We start from the raw sequence: 14518 nt of genomic DNA, 5'->3' as shown, positions 1-14518 counted from the left end.
AAGATTTAAATTCAGCTGGTTTAATTAGTCTAATGGGGGTTGAACTTCCGGGTGTCGGGACGAAGTATGAGATAGATACTGCTGGTGGAAGAATAGCTGTTGTCTTTCTTGAGGGTGGAGAGATACAGCTTTATATCCTTGAAAGAGGTTGCGAAAAGCCTTGTGTAGTCAATCTGACAAATGTTGAGGCAAGAAGACTTGGGAGCATTTTATCAGGAGCGATATTCGAAAGGGAGGAGGAGGGTGTTGAGGTAGCATTTCCACAAATATCGGAACTCAGGATTACGGTTCATACATACACAGTGTCAAAAAGTATCGCGGGGAAGACGATAGAAGAACTAAAAATAAGAAAAAATACAGGAGTTACGATTATAGCGATCTCGAAAGAGGATAGAAACATTATCAGCCCGTCTCCCTCAACAAGGCTTGAAGAGGGAGACATAATAGTGGTAATCGGTGAGCACGATCAGATAAGGAGATTCGAAGAACTCATTCTTGGAAGGTAGAATAATGTCAGACGCGCTTGTTGTAATCCCAGTGGCAACCTTAGCGGCAATTCTGTGCAGAAAACTCAACTTCACACCCATCCCACTTTATATACTCGTGGGCATGCTAATGGGTCAGACGGGGATTATTGAGGGGGACGAAACCGGAAAATTCCTTGGTAGTTTGGGAATAGTCTTTCTGCTGTTCTACATAGGTTTGAAGATAAACCCAAAAACTTTGAGAACGAATATAGGTGGAATAGCTTTAGCCGGTTTAATTGACTTTGTTTTCAATTTCACGCCTGCTTTTATTCTCTTATCTCTATTGGGCTTTGACCTTCTTAAGGGTTTCATACTGGCGTCAGCAATTTACATAAGTAGCTCCGCAGTCAATCTAAAGTTACTCATAGATGGGAGGAAGCTAATCTATCCTTTTGCAGAAACTGTAGTGTGGCTCATGGTTTTTGAAGATGTAGTTCTCATAGCAATTCTTTCAATCCTCTCGGCGAGGGAAATTTTGTCTTTTCTGCTAATAATTCCTCTTCTCGCCTTAGTTTATGTAATCTACCGCTCAAACCTTTTGTCAGGTCTCTTCAAAAGGGATGACGAGATTCCTGTTCTTCTAACCTTCACGATCCCATCCTTAGCCCTGCTCGTTGCTGAGAAGCTTAAATTATCAGAAGCACTTGTTGCTATTAGCCTCGGCATATCATTCAGTAGGCACGGAATTGACAGCATCACCCGTCCCTTTAAGGACATATTTCTTGCAATCTTCTTCGTTTTCTTTGGAACACTGATAACATTCAAAATTTCTGATTTTTCAATTGTCCTTTTGCTTGCAGCAGTTGCTGTTACCGGAAAATTCGTAAGTGGTTATGTGATAGGAAAATTCATACATGATTCAACTAAGGATGGTGTTGAGATATTCAAGCACACTGTTGCGAGGGGAGAGTTCTCAGTCATTTTATCATCACTCTTCGCTTTAGAAAATGCGGGGATAATTGCCGGAATCGTGCTGTTTACTTCGGTTCTCGGTCCGATATTAACAAAGATTAGATGAATCACACAAACCTTATGGTTTCAAGGTTCAGTGGAGCCCTCGTTTCGATTCTGTATGTCTTGTAAATGCTCGAAGCGAGTTCGATGCACTTCGACTCGTCTCCGTGCACGGTAGCAACCTTTTCAGGTTTTGAGTTGAGATATTTGATGTAATTCATCAGTTGCCTTCTGTCAGAGTGTCCAGAGAAGCCATCCACAGTCTCGACCTCCATTTTTACCTCAACAACCTCTCTTCTTCCGTTGACCGGGAAAGGCACCTCCTTCCATCCCTTTTGAATCTTTCTACCCAGCGTTCCTTCAGCCTGATAACCGACAAAAACTATCGTATTTCTTTCATCCTCTGCTAAGTGTCTGAAGTACTCCATAACAGGCCCGCCGTTGAGCATACCGGATGTGGCGATGATGACGCAGGGCGATGGGTCGCTGATTACTTCTTCTCTCTTGGAGGATGAGTCCACTCTGACGAAGTTCTCGCTGATGAATGGATTAATCCCGTGGTAGAAAATCAGGTCTCTGAGATGGGCGTTGAGGTATTCGGGATACGCAGTGTGAATGGCTGTTGCTTCGTAGATCATTCCGTCAAGATAGATGTATGTTTCCCTGAGCCTTCCTTCCCTCATCGCTTCTTCAAGCACTATCATAACCTCCTGACTTCTTCCAACGGCAAAGGTAGGAATTAGGACTTTTCCACCTCTGTCGAGTGTTCTGTTGATAACTTCAACCAGCTTTTCCTCTGCCTCCTTCCTTGAAGGTTGCAAGTCATTTGCTCCACCGTATGTTGCCTCCATTACTAACGCCTCAAGCCTCGGGAAGTTCGTTGCTGCCCTGTCGAAAAGTCTTGTCTTCTCAAACTTGAAATCTCCTGTGAAAGCGACGTTGTAGTGCCCTTCTCCAATGTGAAAGTGTGCTATGGCTGAGCCGAGGATATGTCCTGCGTTGTAAAAGGTAAGTCTGACATCGGGGCTGATATCGGTCACAACACCATAGTCAAGAGTGATGGTATGCTTCAAAGTCTCTCTTATCAGGTTGGAGTTGTAGGGGACAGCACTCCCCTCCCTTCCCGCAACCTCCAGAAAGTCGAGCTGCAAAAGAACCATCAAATCTCTCGTGGGCGGAGTGAGATATACCGGACCTCTGTAGCCGTATTTGTAAAGCAAAGGCACGAGACCGCAGTGATCTAAGTGAGCGTGGGTTATAACAACCGCATCAAGTGCATCGAGCGGCTGAACTTCAGGAATGTAGAGGTAGGGGGTGCTGGATAAATTGCTAACATTTACACCACAGTCAATCAGAATCCTGCTCTCAGGTGTCTGAAGCAGATAGCAACTCCTTCCAACCTCTCTGCTGCCACCTAAGAAGGTCACCCTGACCCATTTTTCCTCCATCAGAACTCCGCGATGTATCCTTTCTCCAATTCTCTTGAGAATTTCTGATCTGTCTTCCCTAATGCTCAGCAGATAGTTTCTGATGTTTTCTATTATCTTCGACTTGATTGGTGGAGTCCTCACAACTCTCGGACTCCAGCCAACGGACTTCATTATCTCTCTGAAGGTTGCTCCCTGCTTTCCTATTACAACACCCGGTTTTTCAGCCTCTATTATTACTTCTCCGTTCTCTTCGTCAAAAAAGATGTTTGAGATTTTTGCATCTTCAGGCACAATCTGCTTTATAATCTCCTTCGCCTCTTCTGGCGGCTTAAGCGATTTTGGATCGGGTCGAATAATTATCCTCTTCCTCAGATCCTTCGCGAGCCTCTTCACAATGTCAATTTCAGCTAATTCCTGAGGGTTCTCAACATATATAACAAGCTGAGGCCCCTCGAATTCTATACTCTTAACCCTTACATTTTCCGGAATATACTCTTTGACCTTCTCGCGGATTTCGTCCAAATACTTCGTCATCTCACTTCCTAAACTTTGCCAGTATCTCCTCAACTTCTTCTGGTTTGAACTGGTAATATTCCGTGTCTGTAATCTTCACCACATCAATCCCATCTCCTGAAGCAGAATCTCTCCTCATTGCTGAATATATTGCTCTCACAGCCAGCTCCACAGCTTCATCAACGGTTGTATCTGGCGTAAATCTGTCTTCAAGCACTCCGTAGGCTGTGAGACTTCCACTTCCCGTAGCCACTACCTCCTTTTCCTCAATAGCTCCTCCTATGGGATCAATAGAGTATATGCTCGCTCCTTTAGTATCAAGACCACCTATGAGGAGCTGGACGAGATACGGGAAGTAGCGGTATGAGTTGAGTAGGTTGGAAGTTAGAGTTGCAACTGCTTTGACCGTGGGTTTCCTTTCCCGTCTTATTTCGTACAAGTTCGCCTCAATCTTGATAATTCGAGCGAGAAACTGGGCATCTCCCACACTTCCTGCTGTAGTCATTGCCATCCTGTCGGCAATCTGGTAAATTTTCTTGGCCTGTCTGCTGGCAATGAAGTTTCCCATTGTGGCTCTTTTCTCGGTAGCCATCACTACTCCGTCCTTACAAACGAGACCTACGGTCGTGGTTCCTTTATATATTTTCTCTTCCATCATGGTCATCACTTTCTTTTTTGAGTTTTTAAAATAGCCCTAAGGCAAGATATATTGAGAAAAAAAGATTTTTAAATGTTTCGTTCCCTTGAATTTATGTTCGAAGAAGCGATAAAGGTGGGAAAGCTTCTTGCAGCAGCCAAGCTAATTGATGGGGCAAGTGGAAACATGAGTTTCAAGGTTGGGAGTGCCATTTACATCACGAAAAGCGGTGTTAACCTCGATGACATGTCAGAAAACTCTTTTGTAAAGTTGAAAATTGGAGAGTTCATCAGAGAGGCTTCTGTTGATCAGGTTATTCATCAGAAAATTTACGAAAAGACAGAATATTCTGCAGTTCTGCACTGCCATGGGGTATTCAACGTGGTTTTAGGGGCGAGAATGGACAGTATAGAGCCGATGGATCTGGAGGGAAAGCTCTACTTTGGTAAAGTCAGAGTTGTCGAGGGTCAATTTGGTTCTCCAGAACTTGCAGAATTGATTTCAGACGTTGTAAAGGAAAAGGGTGTGGCTGTGGTCAGAAATCACGGAATGTATGCGGGAGGAAAGAACTTAAGGGATGCATACAACAAATTGAGCTATTTGGAGCACTCATGCGAGATAATATACAGATCAATCCTTCTGGACAAGCTTTAACATTGCGAAGGCTGGGAAAAGCTTCGAGTATTCGCCATACAAACTGGAAAGGCTGATAAACTCAACATCAATCTCATTGCAAATCTCTTCAATCAAAAACTCTCCGATTCCACAGGCAAAAATTCTTTCAATCCCATAATCTTCTGTCTTTTTCCTCAGACCATCCTTCAGCAAGCCTTTCATAGCTTTTTTAGCTTCAAAGGCAAGTTGCTTGGCTTTATTGATTCCAATCTCTTCGAGATCGCAGCAAATTGTTCTTGCAACCCGTTTCAGACACGATATTTCATCTCTGTCTTTCCCGTCAGGGGTTTCGCATGTGTAATCATCTTCAGTAATATCTCCCGTTGCGATAAACACGTCTGCAGTTATGGCGAAGAATTCAGGGCAGAGAGGAGTAGAATCAAATTCTTTTAATACATAGAACACAGGAGTTCTGAGAATGCCAATGTAAACCATTTCTCCCCTCTTCAACCTCTCAAAGTCCGTTTTAGCAGCCTCAATTCTGTCAGTGACTGGAATTATGTCTGTTGTTGTGGAGCCAATATCAACAAAAAGGAAGTTTCTATACCCCTCTCTGAGCAAAAATGTTGCTGAAGCGACCCAGTTGCTTGCAGCAAACTCTGTGGGTTCATCCAAGGTTTGGGAAAGCTTACCACTGACATCGAGGAAAAACACTTCCTCAAAGACCTTCTTGCAGATTCCTCCAATGAACTTCACACCCTCTTCCTTGCTCCTAAAAACATCTGAGAGTTCTGCCGTCATTACCACGCCAGCTCTCTTTGCGGAATGCCTCTCTGCAATATCCCTTAGGATATCTTCCAACTCTTCAGCCTTTTTCCACATTGGAAAGTAGATGATTTCCCATCCATCTTCTGAAGCAACCTTCAAATTTGCTCCTCCAATGTCAATCCCCAAAGAACCCATTCAACCTCCCCTCTCCGAAGGAGAAAGTCTGATAATCCTCGCCAACTGGATAGTTTTTGATTGCAATGTGGTGGGGTGGGTAAAAGTGGCCGAGATGGGTAAGAACCGCCTTTCTTGCATTAAGTTTTTTTGCCAGATTCAACGCCTCCCTTGCGTTCATGTGCTTCCTGAATCTGCCTGTAGGAGCGAGAGCCTCAACAACAAAAAGGTCAGGATTGCGCATTTCTCTTATGCTTTCTTCGGGGATTCTTATGTTTGTATCTCCACTGATGACCACTTTGTATCCCTTCCACTCTACCTTAACCCCCACAGAATCCACGCTGGGATGATTGACTTTGAAGAGAGTAAAATCCATACCTCCTATGCTGAAGGGGTTGTAAACTTCAACCTCGATTGCTTTATAGGAAAGGAATTTCATGAATCTGCCTATGTCCTCATGTATCTGTGACGTTGTGTAAACCTTAACGTTGTTCTGAACTCTGTAGAACTCTCCAAACCCTCCGAAATGGTCAAAGTGGCAGTGAGTCCAGATGACGGCATCAACCTTCTCAACCTTATTGTCGAGTAGCTGCCTCCTTAAATCTGGAGAGGTGTCAATCAGGACAGTCTTTCCCTCATTCTGCACCATTACAGAAAAACGCTTCCTCTCCCAACCTCTCCTCCTCGCATCCTCGCAGGTTTTGCAGTGACAGTTTATAATCGGCGTACCGGGAGAGTCTCCGGTTCCAAGGAGGGTCACTATCATATCAGTAGGATGTTTTGAGCTTAAGTCTCTCTCTCACATCCCTAATTGCCTCAATAAGGTCGGTCTGGGTTAGTGTCCTCCTTCTCTCAAGCAGCGCCTTCAGGACAGCTTCCCTGACCACCAGCTTGATGTCTGCCCCCGTAAACCCATCGGTTTCCTTCACCAACTCGTCAATGTTGAAGTCCCCCTCAATTTTTGCCAGAAATATCTCAAAAATCCTTCGCCTTATCACCTCTGCCGGTTCGGGAAATTCAATAACCTTATCAAATCTTCTCCATACTGCTGGATCGAGGAGGCTCGGATGATTTGTTGCGGCGATGAGAAGAACACCATCCTCAACAAGGTTGATCTCATCAATGGACTTCAACAAGGTGTTTACCGCTCTTTTTATTGCAGCATGCTCATCGCTCGTTCTCATCTTTGCAACATAATCGAATTCGTCAATGAAGAGTATGCACGGATTCATTTTCCTCGCAATCTCGAAAACCTTTTCTATGTTCTTTGACGTTTCACCCAAATACTGGCTCGTTATCATTGACAGTTTGACTTCAAGAAGTGGGAGGTAGAGTTTTTTGCTCAAAGCTCTTGCCGTCGTCGTTTTACCAGTTCCGGGAGGACCTATGAAGAGAAGTTTGCCAATATCAGACAACCCGATTTTCCTCAAAAACTTTCTTTCCTCAATTGCAACTTCAATCTTCCTAACTTCTTCAAGCTGCTCCTCGCTAAGTGCAACATCCTTGAAATCAATGGGTATTTCTTCTGGTGAAAGCACCCTTACAAGACTTAGCATCTCTTTTGTCTCTTCCTTCTTTTCAAGCTCCTCGATAACACTTTTAAGCCACTCTTTGTCCCCATGTTTTGGCAGATTTGCTTTCCTCGCTTCCTCATAAGAGACATCAAGAGAATCGTAGTTCTGGTAATAATAGGCGAGAGCTGGATTTCTCTTTATCAGTTCAATTCCCCTCGATGCAAGCCATTTAACAGCCAGATCGAAGGATGTTAGGATATACTGCTTTGAGAATGCATTTAAATCTACAAAAGGTGGCTTCTGATCAACTTCTCCTGCATATTTCGCAGCTATGTCTGCTCTTATTACAAGGGGACGCCTTATACCTCCTTTACTGTAGAGGAGCTTCCTTATTTCCTTAGGTATGTCATCCTCAGTCAGCTCCTCATATCTGTTGAATACTTCTGCTGTCAGCAGCAGTTCTACAAGTTTAACAGCACTCATTTGGGACACTTCCTATGAATCGTGTGGGAGGAATTTAAATTTTTTGCAACCCTCTCTTTCTTAACTTTTCGTATAGTAATGAAAAACACTAAGCAACCGAGAATGTTATATTTTGTGCTAAAATTTTGGGTTAAAGGAGGGCAGGTGTTGTGGATGAAGGCGGTAATCATAATGGGCTCAAAATCCGATCTGGATTATTGCAGAAAAATAGCTGAAAATCTTTCTGAATTCGGAATTAGTAGCATTTTGAGAGTTGCTTCAGCTCACAAAACTCCACAAAAGGTTCTTGAGATAATAAAAGAATACGAGAAAGACGATGTTGTATTTGTTACAGTTGCGGGGAGGAGCAACGCGTTGAGTGGTTTTGTTGATGCAAATACAGTAAGGCCTGTCATTGCTTCCCCCCCATACAGCGACAGATTTGCCGGTATGGACATTCTTTCAAGCATAAGGATGCCATCAGGCGTTGCCCCTCTTTTGGTGATGGAAGCCGAGAATACCGCTCTGGCTGTTGCAAAAATCGCAGCATTAACGGATGAAAAGGTCAGGGAGAGGGTGAAGAACTATCAGGATAGGAAAAAAGGAGAGATTTATAAAGCCGACGAGGAACTGGGGTGATTAGATGGGGAGCGTAAAGGATTTGGTTGTTATAAAAGAACCTAAGGATACTCCCGGAGTCGGAAGATTCCTTTTCTCTGACCGCTACTCTGTCTTCGATTACGGGGAGATGCCAGACAAAATAGATGATAAGGGAAAAGCACTCTGCACGGTTTCAGCTTACTTCTTCGAAAGGTTGGAGGAGGAAGGAATAAAGACCCACTATATTGGCCTTGTTGAAGATGATAAGGTCAAGAAGTTCGACGAGATTGAATCACCCATAAATGTGATGGAAATAAAGCTTGTAAGGGTTGTTAAGCCTGCAAATGGTGACTATTCAATTTTCAAAAGTCTCACCGGAAACTTCCTGATACCTCTTGAGATTATCTACAGAAACAGCATTCCGGAGGGCTCATCGCTGCTCAGAAGGATTGAGAGGGGAGAGGTGAAGCCCCAAGACTTCGGGCTTGACAGAGTAGAGCCGAATATGAAGCTCAAAAAACCGATTGTTGATTTCAGCACGAAGCTTGAAGATGTTGATCGCTATCTGAGCTACAATGAAGCTAAGGAAATGGCTGGACTTGCAGATGAGGAGTTTGATAGGCTAAAGGAGCTTGTTATTGAGGTTGATGGACTTATAACAAAGGAAGTTGGCAAGGCAGGACTTGAAAACGAGGATGGAAAGATTGAGGTTGCCTTCGATGAGAGCAGGAATTTCATGGTCGTTGACGCTGTGGGCACTCCTGATGAGTGCAGGTTCAGCATGAACGGCTTTGAAGTTAGCAAGGAACTACTCAGAAAGTATTACAGAAAGACAGAATGGTATGAAAGGGTAAAGGCCTATAAGGGCAAGGAGGGATGGAGGGAGGCTGTGGGAGTTCCGCCGAAGCTTCCGGATAATGTCAGAGAGGGAGTTTCGAACCTTTACAGGGCCTTCTGCAATGAGGTTACTGGAAAACAACTCTTCGACGCTCCTAAGCTTAAGGATGTAGTAGGAGAGCTCAAAGAGGTGCTTGGATGAGGGCGGCTCTTGCTCTTGAAGATGGTACTTATGTTGAGGGGAGAGCCTTTGGTGCCGAGAAGGATGCACTGGGCGAAATAGTATTCTGCACGAGCATGACGGGCTACGTTGAAGCCTTGACAGACCCGAGCTACAAAGGACAGATTTTGATGATGACCTATCCCCTCATAGGGAACTACGGCGTTACGAGGGAGGATTTCGAGAGCGATGGGGTAAAGGTTGAGGGATTTGTTGTTAGGGAGCTCTGCAAACATCCGAGCAACTGGAGAAGTGAGATGAGTGTTGACGAGCTGCTTAAAGAGTACAATGTTCCCGGAATTGAGGGTGTTGACACGAGAATGCTGACGAGGAAAATCAGGATTTACGGTTCCATGAAAGCTGCAATCGGAGTAGGGGACGTTGAGAGAGAAGATTTAGTAAAAAAGGCTGTTGAACAGCCCTTTATAAGCGATATAGACCTCGTTGACAAGGTGTGCGTTCAGGAGCCGAAGAGACTGGATGCAAAGGGCAACCTGGAAGTGGTGCTGATTGACTGTGGTGTGAAGATGAGCATTGTAAGGCAGCTTATGAAGAGGGGAGTAAATGTCACCCTCGTGCCCTACGACTATCCTGCTGATAAGATTATGGAAATGAATCCTGATGGGGTGTTCATATCCAACGGTCCGGGCGATCCTGCAAGAGTAAAACCAGCAATTGAAACGATAAAGAGTCTCGCAGGTAAGCTCCCTATGGCTGGGATATGTTTGGGTCATCAGCTCACAAGCATTGCACTGGGAGCAAAAACATTCAAACTGAAGTTTGGACATCATGGTAGCAATCAGCCCGTGAAGGACTTCGAAACAGGGAGAGTTTTCATCTCAAGTCAGAATCACAACTTTGCAGTTGATGAAAAAACACTCCCCAAAAACATTGAGGTTACGCAGATAAATCTTAACGATAACACTGTTGAGGGGCTGGTTCATAAAGACATTCCCCTCATAACCGTCCAGTACCATCCTGAAGCTGGACCGGGACCGCACGACACCTACTTTTTCTTTGACAGGTTTGTGGAGATGGTGAAGGAGTACAGGTGATTGAATGCCGAAGAGGGAAGATCTGAAGAAGATCATGGTAATAGGCAGCGGGCCGATAGTTATAGGTCAGGCAGCGGAGTTCGATTATTCGGGCAGTCAGGCATGCAAGGCTCTGAGAGAGGAGGGCTATGAGGTTGTGCTGGTCAACTCCAATCCGGCAACGATAATGACAGACCCAGAGATGGCGGACAGGATTTACATCGAACCCCTCGATGCAGAGATAGTCGCCAAGATAATTGAAAGGGAGACTCCGGATGCTCTGCTACCGACTCTCGGAGGTCAGACGGCGTTAAATCTCGCCGTTAAGCTAACGGAGATGGGCGTGCTTGAGAGATACGGCGTTGAGCTTATCGGTGCGAAGTTTGAGGCAATCAAAAAGGCGGAGGACAGAGACCTTTTCAAGGAGTCAATGAGAAGAATCGGCCTTGAGGTACCAAAGAGTGATGTTGCCAGTGACATCAGTGAGGCCTTGGCCATAGCAGATGAGATTGGCTATCCTGTGGTTGTAAGACCTGCTTTCACTCTCGGCGGAACAGGTGGTGGGATTGCCTACAACAGGGAGGAGTTAAGGGAGATTGCAGAGAAGGGTTTAAAGCTCTCAATGATCAACCAGGTTCTGATTGAAGAGGGGGTTCTTGGCTGGAAGGAATTTGAGCTCGAAGTGATGAGGGATTTAGCAGATAACGTTGTGATCATCTGTTCAATCGAGAATTTCGACCCTATGGGGGTGCATACAGGAGACAGCATAACCGTTGCTCCGGCTCAGACTTTGACTGATGATGAATACCAGTATCTTAGGGATGCAGCGATAAAGATCATAAGGGAGATTGGAGTTGAGACGGGTGGAAGCAATATTCAGTTCGCTGTACACCCTGAAAATGGCAGGGTTGTGGCGATAGAGATGAACCCGCGTGTAAGCAGATCATCTGCATTAGCTTCCAAAGCTACAGGCTTTCCAATTGCCAAAATCGCCGCAAAGCTTGCTGTTGGCTATACTCTCGATGAGATACCCAATGATATAACCAAAGAAACACCAGCGAGTTTTGAGCCTACAATTGACTATGTAGTTGTAAAAATACCCAGATTTGCCTTTGACAAGTTCCCCACTGCGGACTGGGTTCTTGGGAGCCAGATGAAGAGTGTCGGAGAGGTTATGGCTATCGGAAGAACTTTTGAGGAAGCTCTTCAGAAAGCATTGAGGAGCTTGGAAATCGGGAGATACGGACTCGGATGTGATGGCAAGGATAAGGAATTAACGATGGAGGAAATAAAAGAGAAGCTCAGATTTCCCAACGCGAGCAGAGTTTACTACATTCGCTACGCCTTGCAGCGTGGAGTGAGTGTTGAGGAGATTTACAAACTGACAAAAATTGATCCTTGGTTTATCGAGAAGATAAAGAACTTGGTTGAGTTTGAAGAGGATTTGAAGGCATGGGCAGAAAGATGTAGCATTGAAGAGGTGCCTGAGGAAGTGCTTAGAAGGGCGAAGAGGCTCGGCTATTCCGACAGGCAGCTTGCCCACATTTTCAACACGACAGAGAGAGAAGTGAGGACGGTGAGAAAGGGCAAAGGGGTTGGTGCAGTCTACAAGATGGTTGATACCTGCGCTGCAGAGTTTGAGGCAAAAACGCCCTACTACTACTCCACATACGAGGACGAGAACGAAGCCCTGAAGACTGAGAGGAGGAAGGTTATGATTCTTGGCGCGGGACCCAACAGAATAGGGCAGGGAATCGAATTTGATTACTGCTGCGTTCATGCTGTTTTCAGCCTCAAGGAGGAGGGTTACGAGACGATAATGGTCAACTGCAATCCTGAAACTGTTTCGACAGACTACGACACGTCTGACAGGCTCTACTTCGAGCCGATAACACACGAAGATGTTATGAATATCTACGAGAATGAGCAGCCTGAGGGCGTGATAGTTCAGTTCGGTGGTCAGACGCCTTTGAACATCGCGAAGGAACTTGAGACGAGCGGGGCGAGAATACTTGGTACTTCAGTTGACTCAATAGACATTGCAGAGGATAGAGAGAGGTTCTCAGAAATGCTGAATAAGCTTGGAATTCCGCAGCCTGAGAATGGTATAGCCCACAGCCTTGAGGAGGCTAAGGAAATTGCCAGAAAAATAGGTTACCCAGTTCTTGTAAGGCCGAGCTACGTGCTTGGCGGGAGAGCGATGGAGATAGTTTATGATGAGGATACTTTGGAGAGATACATTAACGAGGCGCTTGAAGTCAGTCCGGAAAAGCCAATACTTATTGACAAGTTTCTGGAGGATGCCATCGAAGTTGAGGTTGATGCGCTGTGTGACGGAGAAGAGGTTGTAATAGGGGGGATAATGGAGCACATTGAGGAGGCTGGAGTTCACAGCGGCGATTCTGCATGCGTCTTACCCCCTGTATCTCTCGACGATGCTACAATTCAGACCATTGTGGATTACACGAGAAAAATGGCTCTGAGCCTGAACGTTATTGGACTCATAAACATTCAGTATGCGGTGAAGGATGATGTTGTTTACGTTCTTGAAGCGAATCCAAGAGCCAGCAGAACAGTTCCCTTTGTGAGTAAGGCAACAGGCATTCCGCTGGCGAAGATTGCGGCAAAGCTCATGACGGGGAGAAAGCTGAGAGAACTTGGAATTAAAGAGAGGCTCAAGCTCAGGCATGTAGCAGTGAAAGAGGCAGTGTTTCCGTTCATCAAGCTCCCCGGTGTTGATCCTGTTTTAAGTCCTGAGATGAAGTCAACAGGAGAAGTTATGGGCTTGGATTACGATTTTGGTCTTGCTTATTATAAGGCAGAACTTGCAGCTGGCATGAAGCTACCCGTTGAAGGGACGGTTTTCATCAGTGTTAGGGAAAGGGACAAGAACGAGAAGACCGTGAAACTCGCAAAGAAGTTCATTGAACTTGGCTTCAGAATAATCGCCACTGAGGGAACAAGGAATTTCCTGAGAGAGCATGGAGTGGAAGCTGACCTTGTTCTAAAGGTTAGTCAAGGGAGGCCGAACATTCTTGATGCTATTGTCAACAGGCAGGTTGACCTGATAATCAACACACCCAGTGGAAAGAGGGGTAGGACTGAGGGATATATGATAAGGAGGGCAGCTGTGGATTACGGTGTTGCTCACATTACAACTCTTGCAGGTGCTTATGCTGCTGTAAAGGCTATAGAGGCGGTAAAGAATAAAAGCATGACTGTAAAATCAATTCAGGAGTATCATGAGGAGAATAGATGAAATAGCCAATCTCGACCTTGAAAGGTACGAGAGAGCAGGTAAGCCTGAGGCGATTTTTGCAGAGAGAAAGAATGTAGAAGACCTTATCGCAATCATAAAGGAGATTCAGAAGGAAGGAAAGTCAACACTCGTGACGAGGTTGAATGATGAACAGATTGAAGCTCTCAAAGGTATTGAGGGGGTTGAGGTAAACAAACGTGGCAGAATTGCTGTTGTGGGGAAGAAAAGGTCAGAAGTTATCGGGAGAGTGGCAGTGCTGACTGCCGGAACGTCTGACATCCCAGTTGCTGAAGAGGCTGCGGTTACAGCAGAATTCCTTGGTCTTGACGTTCTCAGGTTCTACGATGTTGGCGTTGCGGGGTTGCACAGAATTGTTGAGCCAGTTAAAAGGATAAGGGATGAGAAAGTTGATAGCGTGATAGTTGTAGCAGGAATGGAAGGTGCTTTGCCCTCAGTGATTGCCGGACTTGTTGATGTTCCGGTGATTGCTGTTCCAACGTCTGTGGGGTATGGTGTTAACCTTGGAGGGATATCAACCCTTTTCGCCATGCTTCAGAGCTGCTCATCTGGCGTTGCGGTTGTGAATATAGACAACGGATTTGGTGCAGCGATATTTGCCTCCTTAATATCACGTGTTAAGTGGAAAAGTTCCGGAAAAGACTAATTGGTTTTTAGAATAGACTTTTACCGTTATCTCGCTACAGTTGATGCTTATATCCACAATATCTCCCGTAAAATTCTCACTCTGCCCGCAACCTGTGACATGAACAACCGGAGTTTCAAACCCTGACAGTATCAGCTTTCTCCCCTCGATGCGGACATTCTGATATTTTAGCTGTGTGTGAGATATTGCCAACTGATATGCTGCGAAGGTGAGAAAGATGAGAACCAGCGCTGCCATCGCTATGCGCATAAAAAATTTTGTTTAGAGAGAAAGATAAGCTTTACTTTCAAAAATCTAATTTCAAATCCAA

Annotated in this window: 14 protein-coding genes; 8 read left to right on the top strand and 6 right to left on the bottom strand. The window is 45.1% G+C overall.

From position 1 onward, the window contains the following. The first annotated feature begins 32 nt into the window (after positions 1-32). Both BP688_RS01480 and BP688_RS01475 read left to right on the top strand, forming a co-directional pair. Complete coding sequence (locus tag BP688_RS01480) at positions 33-506, top strand: cation:proton antiporter regulatory subunit (protein WP_290595912.1); 474 nt, start codon at positions 33-35, stop codon at positions 504-506. Positions 507-510: 4 nt separating this feature from the next. Further along, positions 511-1545 (top strand): cation:proton antiporter, encoded by a 1035-nt coding sequence (locus tag BP688_RS01475; RefSeq protein WP_290595911.1) that lies wholly within the window; start codon positions 511-513, stop codon positions 1543-1545. A gap of 1 nt (position 1546) precedes the next feature. Here BP688_RS01475 and BP688_RS01470 read toward each other — a convergent pair whose 3' ends face one another. Further along, positions 1547-3445, bottom strand: a complete 1899-nt coding sequence (locus BP688_RS01470) for a beta-CASP ribonuclease aCPSF1 (protein WP_290595910.1) — start codon at positions 3443-3445, stop codon at positions 1547-1549. 1 nt (position 3446) lies between these two features. Beyond that, positions 3447-4082: an archaeal proteasome endopeptidase complex subunit beta gene (psmB, locus tag BP688_RS01465; protein WP_290595909.1), complete on the bottom strand. Its 636-nt coding sequence runs from the start codon at positions 4080-4082 to the stop codon at positions 3447-3449. Between the two features lie 93 nt (positions 4083-4175). On the opposite strand from psmB, the gene BP688_RS01460 reads away from it, so the two are divergent. After that, positions 4176-4715 (top strand): class II aldolase/adducin family protein, encoded by a 540-nt coding sequence (locus BP688_RS01460; protein ID WP_290595908.1) that lies wholly within the window; start codon positions 4176-4178, stop codon positions 4713-4715. Here BP688_RS01460 and BP688_RS01455 read toward each other — a convergent pair. From BP688_RS01455 to BP688_RS01445, 3 genes are read right to left on the bottom strand one after another with little or no spacing between them, the layout of a single operon-like run. Then, on the bottom strand, positions 4692-5639 hold the full coding sequence (locus BP688_RS01455) for a hydantoinase/oxoprolinase family protein (protein ID WP_290595907.1): 948 nt from the start codon (positions 5637-5639) through the stop codon (positions 4692-4694). The genes BP688_RS01460 and BP688_RS01455 overlap by 24 nt on opposite strands. Next, positions 5620-6384 carry an MBL fold metallo-hydrolase gene (locus BP688_RS01450; protein WP_290595906.1) on the bottom strand — a complete coding sequence of 255 codons (765 nt, stop codon included), beginning with the start codon at positions 6382-6384 and terminating at the stop codon, positions 5620-5622. Before BP688_RS01450 ends, BP688_RS01455 begins: the two co-directional genes overlap by 20 nt. A gap of 1 nt (position 6385) precedes the next feature. Continuing rightward, a complete protein-coding gene (locus BP688_RS01445) occupies positions 6386-7615 on the bottom strand; it encodes an ATP-binding protein (protein WP_290623187.1) in 1230 nt (409 codons plus the stop codon). Between the two features lie 153 nt (positions 7616-7768). On the opposite strand from BP688_RS01445, the gene purE reads away from it, so the two are divergent. Genes purE through larB form a run of 5 tightly spaced genes read left to right on the top strand, consistent with a single transcriptional unit; the run spans position 7769 to position 14208 of the window. Continuing rightward, the gene (purE, locus tag BP688_RS01440) at positions 7769-8233 is read left to right on the top strand and encodes a 5-(carboxyamino)imidazole ribonucleotide mutase (protein ID WP_290595904.1); all 465 of its coding nucleotides are present in this window, start codon (positions 7769-7771) and stop codon (positions 8231-8233) included. Positions 8234-8237: 4 nt separating this feature from the next. Continuing rightward, positions 8238-9233 carry a phosphoribosylaminoimidazolesuccinocarboxamide synthase gene (gene purC, locus BP688_RS01435; protein ID WP_290595903.1) on the top strand — a complete coding sequence of 332 codons (996 nt, stop codon included), beginning with the start codon at positions 8238-8240 and terminating at the stop codon, positions 9231-9233. Beyond that, on the top strand, positions 9230-10306 hold the full coding sequence (gene carA / locus BP688_RS01430; RefSeq protein ID WP_290595902.1) for a glutamine-hydrolyzing carbamoyl-phosphate synthase small subunit: 1077 nt from the start codon (positions 9230-9232) through the stop codon (positions 10304-10306). The genes purC and carA overlap by 4 nt, the downstream gene beginning before the upstream one ends. A gap of 4 nt (positions 10307-10310) precedes the next feature. Next, positions 10311-13544, top strand: coding sequence for a carbamoyl-phosphate synthase large subunit (gene carB, locus BP688_RS01425; protein ID WP_290595901.1), 3234 nt, complete (start codon positions 10311-10313; stop codon positions 13542-13544). Further along, on the top strand, positions 13528-14208 hold the full coding sequence (gene larB, locus BP688_RS01420) for a nickel pincer cofactor biosynthesis protein LarB (protein ID WP_290595900.1): 681 nt from the start codon (positions 13528-13530) through the stop codon (positions 14206-14208). The genes carB and larB overlap by 17 nt, the downstream gene beginning before the upstream one ends. On the opposite strand, the gene BP688_RS01415 is transcribed toward larB, so the two are convergent. Further along, complete coding sequence (locus tag BP688_RS01415) at positions 14173-14457, bottom strand: lipocalin-like domain-containing protein (protein WP_290595899.1); 285 nt, start codon at positions 14455-14457, stop codon at positions 14173-14175. The two genes, larB and BP688_RS01415, sit on opposite strands and share 36 nt — an antisense overlap. Between the last annotated feature and the right edge of the window lie 61 nt (positions 14458-14518).

The sequence above is a fragment of the Archaeoglobus sp. UBA230 genome, from assembly GCA_002507545.1.
Taxonomy (GTDB): domain Archaea; phylum Halobacteriota; class Archaeoglobi; order Archaeoglobales; family Archaeoglobaceae; genus Archaeoglobus.
Note: the sequence above shows the minus strand (reverse complement) of the source record. Positions and strands in the feature narration are given on the sequence as shown.

Bases quoted from the DNA above. Each gene is read 5' to 3' on its own strand.
- BP688_RS01450 (WP_290595906.1), bottom strand. From the start codon at position 6,384: ATGATAGTGACCCTCCTTGGAACCGGAGACTCTCCCGGTACGCCGATT.
- BP688_RS01475 (WP_290595911.1), top strand. From the start codon at position 511: ATGTCAGACGCGCTTGTTGTAATCCCAGTGGCAACCTTAGCGGCAATT.
- purE (WP_290595904.1), top strand. From the start codon at position 7,769: ATGAAGGCGGTAATCATAATGGGCTCAAAATCCGATCTGGATTATTGC.
- purC (WP_290595903.1), top strand. From the start codon at position 8,238: ATGGGGAGCGTAAAGGATTTGGTTGTTATAAAAGAACCTAAGGATACT.
- BP688_RS01480 (WP_290595912.1), top strand. From the start codon at position 33: ATGGGGGTTGAACTTCCGGGTGTCGGGACGAAGTATGAGATAGATACT.
- BP688_RS01415 (WP_290595899.1), bottom strand. From the start codon at position 14,457: ATGCGCATAGCGATGGCAGCGCTGGTTCTCATCTTTCTCACCTTCGCA.
- BP688_RS01455 (WP_290595907.1), bottom strand. From the start codon at position 5,639: ATGGGTTCTTTGGGGATTGACATTGGAGGAGCAAATTTGAAGGTTGCT.
- carA (WP_290595902.1), top strand. From the start codon at position 9,230: ATGAGGGCGGCTCTTGCTCTTGAAGATGGTACTTATGTTGAGGGGAGA.
- BP688_RS01445 (WP_290623187.1), bottom strand. From the start codon at position 7,615: ATGAGTGCTGTTAAACTTGTAGAACTGCTGCTGACAGCAGAAGTATTC.
- psmB (WP_290595909.1), bottom strand. From the start codon at position 4,082: ATGATGGAAGAGAAAATATATAAAGGAACCACGACCGTAGGTCTCGTT.
- BP688_RS01470 (WP_290595910.1), bottom strand. From the start codon at position 3,445: ATGACGAAGTATTTGGACGAAATCCGCGAGAAGGTCAAAGAGTATATT.
- carB (WP_290595901.1), top strand. From the start codon at position 10,311: ATGCCGAAGAGGGAAGATCTGAAGAAGATCATGGTAATAGGCAGCGGG.
- larB (WP_290595900.1), top strand. From the start codon at position 13,528: ATGAGGAGAATAGATGAAATAGCCAATCTCGACCTTGAAAGGTACGAG.
- BP688_RS01460 (WP_290595908.1), top strand. From the start codon at position 4,176: ATGTTCGAAGAAGCGATAAAGGTGGGAAAGCTTCTTGCAGCAGCCAAG.